The sequence below is a fragment of the Sedimentibacter sp. genome (assembly GCF_033447055.1).
In the GTDB taxonomy this organism is placed as follows: Bacteria; Bacillota; Clostridia; order Tissierellales; family Sedimentibacteraceae; genus Sedimentibacter.
In genome coordinates, this window is record NZ_JAWQJF010000023.1 from 1 (window position 1) to 3,634 (window position 3,634).

5 protein-coding genes are annotated in these 3,634 nt (G+C 30.2%); all 5 read right to left on the minus strand.

Going from position 1 to position 3,634, the window contains the following annotated elements; all coding sequences use genetic code 11:
* Positions 1 to 635: FHIPEP family type III secretion protein (locus SA378_RS01535; RefSeq protein WP_318524233.1), on the minus strand; the 635-nt coding region annotated here is incomplete at its 3' end.
* Positions 632 to 1,702 carry a flagellar biosynthesis protein FlhB gene (flhB, locus tag SA378_RS01540; RefSeq protein WP_318524234.1) on the minus strand — a complete coding sequence of 357 codons (1,071 nt, stop codon included), beginning with the start codon at positions 1,700 to 1,702 and terminating at the stop codon, positions 632 to 634. The genes flhB and SA378_RS01535, both read right to left, overlap by 4 nt.
* A 25-nt stretch (positions 1,703 to 1,727) precedes the next feature.
* On the minus strand, positions 1,728 to 2,498 hold the full coding sequence (gene fliR / locus SA378_RS01545) for a flagellar biosynthetic protein FliR (RefSeq protein WP_318524235.1): 771 nt from the start codon (positions 2,496 to 2,498) through the stop codon (positions 1,728 to 1,730).
* A gap of 12 nt (positions 2,499 to 2,510) precedes the next feature.
* A complete protein-coding gene (fliQ, locus tag SA378_RS01550; protein WP_318524236.1) occupies positions 2,511 to 2,777 on the minus strand; it encodes a flagellar biosynthesis protein FliQ in 267 nt (88 codons plus the stop codon).
* A 12-nt stretch (positions 2,778 to 2,789) separates the two neighbouring features.
* Complete coding sequence (gene fliP, locus SA378_RS01555) at positions 2,790 to 3,533, minus strand: flagellar type III secretion system pore protein FliP (protein WP_318524237.1); 744 nt, start codon at positions 3,531 to 3,533, stop codon at positions 2,790 to 2,792.
* Positions 3,534 to 3,634: the final 101 nt, after the last annotated feature.

Here is a 3,634-nt window from a genome sequence, read left to right on the forward strand (position 1 = left end):
CCTTGAACCATGCCTATAATTACACCACCGATAAAGTTGATGAAAGTTATTATAATAGACATGATGGAGTCACCTTTTACAAATTTTGTTGCTCCATCCATAGCTCCATAAAAGTCAGCTTCTCTTTGTATATTGTTTCGTCTTCTTTTAGCTTCATGTTCCGTGATAATTCCCGAGCTTAAATCTGCATCTATTGCCATTTGTTTTCCAGGCATGGCATCCAATGTAAATCTTGCAGTAACTTCTGCTATTCTTTCTGCACCTTTTGTAATAACAATGAATTGCACTAAAACAATTATTAAAAATATAATAAATCCTACTACTGCATTGCCTCTTAATACGAAATTACCAAAAGTAGCTATTACTGCACCTGCATCTCCACTATTTGTTAAAATAAGACGTGTTGAAGATACATTTAAAGACAATCTGAACAATGTTGTTATTAGAAGCAGTGACGGGAATACTGAAAATTCCAGAGCTTCTTTTATATACATAGTTGTAAGCAAAATAATTATTGATAAAGCTATATTGATAATAAACATTAAATCCAGCATAAATTCCGGCAATGGTATTATTATCATGAGTATTATTGCTATTATGAATAACGAAATAGAATTATTTAATATGCTTTTCATACTTTACTTTGTTCCTTTTCTTTCATCCTGTAAACCCATGCCAATACTTCGGCTACAGGTTCATAGTATTCTAATGGTATTTCTCGATTTAATTCAGTGTTTTTATATAAAGCCCTGGCTAAGGGAATATTTTCAACTATACTTATATTGCTTTCTTTTGCTTTTTCAATTATTTTCATAGCTATGTCATCCTGACCTTTAGCTAAAACAATTGGAGCATTATCTTTTTCAATGTTATATCTTATAGCTATCGCAAAGTGCGTAGGATTTCTTATTATTACATCAGCTTTCGGTACTTGCTGCATCATTCTGCTCATGGATATGGCTCTTTGCTTTTCTTTAATTTTACCCTTTACCTTAGGATCACCTTCCATTTGCTTGAACTCTTCTTTAACTTCCTGCTTGGACATCTTTATGTTTTTTTCGTATTCCCACCACTGGTATAAAAAGTCAAAAGCTGAAATTCCTAAAAATGCGATTACCACACTTTTTACTATTGCCATTATTGATGATGCTATAAATTCTATTCCTGAGAATAAATCCATTGAAACCAATTTTGGAACTTGATACAAATTATCTATAATTGAAGAATATATTACATATCCTAAAATTGCTATTTTAATTATATTCTTGATAACTTCCACCATTGCCCTAATTGAGAACATCTCCTTAATGCCAGATAGTGGATTTAATTTTGAAAATTTGAACTTTATATTTTCCTTTGAAATTAAAAATTTTGTTTGTGATCCTGAAATTATAACAGTTGAAATTATTACAGCAGCCATCAATATACCTGTTGAAGCAAAAACCGTATATGTTATATCTTTCATAACTTGAACAAAAAAATTATCGTTAAGGCCATTTGTTGTTTTCATAAGTGAAATATATTTGAAAAATACTTCTTTTGTGAATTTATAGATGTATGGTCTCCAAAATTGCAATATTATAAATGATATTGCAATTACCCCAACCGTTATAACGTCCTTGCTCTGGAATACATTACCCTTTTTTCTTTCATCCCGCTTTTTTTTGGGGGAGGCTTTTTCGGTTTTTTCATCGCCTGCCATATTTTATCCTTTATTTATCATTTACTTACGTTATTAATACACTTAAACTATTTTCTATTTGTTCAAACATCAGAGTCATCATATTTTCTATGAATGCTGAAAATGTAGGTACTAATATCATTATTAATAATAACCCAACCATAATTTTAAGCTGTACATTCACTGAAAAAACTTGTATTTGAGGTATTGCTTTCATCAAAATTCCTATTCCTGCTTCTAATATTATCTCTACTGCCAGTATGGGCATTGCAAGTTTTAATGAAAGCGTTAAAATTTGCGAAAACATTTCAACCATGTTCATAAATAAGTCCTGCGAAATAGTAAACTTACCAATACTTATTAATTTACAAGATGTTATGAAAATTTGTATAAGAGACAAATGTCCTCTTGCGCTAAAAAACAAAAATATGGTGAAAATGTTTAAAAAACTTCCTGAAATACCAGCTGATACGTTGCTGCTTGGATCATATATTTTTGACATGGACATTCCCATTTGCATATCCATTATTTCACCACTTATTACAACCGTACTGAAAAATAAACTTACAATATACCCAATTAAATATCCAATGAACAATTCTTTTATTATTATAAAAACATATTCAATTACAGTGTTTATTATCAAGTCTGATTCAGGAGGTAAAATACCATAGACTGTTATAGCAAAAACCAGGCTAAGTGATACTTTAAATATTGACGGTAAATTTCCTCTTCCGAATATTTGATTAAAAAAAACACATCCGCTCATTCTGGCTAAAACCAATAAAAAATAAGTAAAATCTCCCGAAAATGTCATTTCATTACCTCATCAATAAACTGTAAGCATTAAATCAAATATATAGTAGGTAAAATCAGACATAACTTCCATCATCCATGCTCCAAAAACTATTAATATAATTGCAGTAATGAATAATTTAGGGACGAACGTAAGTGTTTGTTCATGTATTTGCGTTGCTGCCTGAAATACTGCTATTGCTAAACCTATTATCATACTAAGCAGTAATATTGGAGCTGCTATTTTAATTGCAACCGCTGCAGCTGATTGCATAACTTCCATAACAAGGGATGCGCTCATAAATCCTCCTATTTAAAAATTAAATGTTGTAATCAGCGTTTTAAACAGAAGTGACCATCCGTCAACAACAACAAACAACAATATTTTAAACGGCATTGAAATCATAACCGGTGGCAACATCATCATACCCATTGACATAAGGACACTCGACACTATCATATCTATAATTAAGAACGGAATATATAATAAAAATCCAATAGTGAATGCTCTTTTTAACTCGCTTGTTATAAAAGCCGGCATAACAATAGTCAAAGGTAAATCTTCAATATTTTCTGTATTAGTTATTTCTTCATCATTTGACATATCCTTAAACATTTTTAATTCACTGTTTCCAGTTTGCTTAAGCATAAACACTTTTATTGGCTGTGAAGCCTTTTTAAAAAATTCATCTTGTGATATTTCTTCATTTTTGTATGGCTCATATGCTTCAACATTTATTTCATCAATAACAGGAGACATAATAAACAATGTCAAAAATAATGCTATTCCAACTAATACTTGATTTGGAGGTGTCTGCTGCAAGCCCAGGGCGTTTTTTAAAAATGACAATACTATTATTATTCTTGTAAAAGATGTCATCATTATTAATATGGACGGAAGTAATGAAATTACTGTAAGCATAACCAGTATTTCTACTGTTTGAGCAGAATTCCCATTAATATCCATATTGATTGTTCCTCCATAAGCTGCTTTATTGAGCATGCTTATAAATAATAATACTATCATTATAGATGTTGTTTTTAATATTTTTCTCATGTTCTTGTCATTGTTCCTCTTTATTTTTTCAAAAATTTTGCAAGCACTTTATTAAAATCTATACCTTCTTCTTTTTTTTCATCATTTTTTAACTCAAAATC

What these genes read in the sequence shown, in the direction of transcription:
- flhB (WP_318524234.1), bottom strand. Translation starts at nt 1,702, where the DNA reads ATGGCAGGCGATGAAAAAACCGAAAAAGCCTCCCCCAAAAAAAAGCGG.
- fliR (WP_318524235.1), bottom strand. Translation starts at nt 2,498, where the DNA reads ATGACATTTTCGGGAGATTTTACTTATTTTTTATTGGTTTTAGCCAGA.
- fliQ (WP_318524236.1), bottom strand. Translation starts at nt 2,777, where the DNA reads ATGAGCGCATCCCTTGTTATGGAAGTTATGCAATCAGCTGCAGCGGTT.
- fliP (WP_318524237.1), bottom strand. Translation starts at nt 3,533, where the DNA reads ATGAGAAAAATATTAAAAACAACATCTATAATGATAGTATTATTATTT.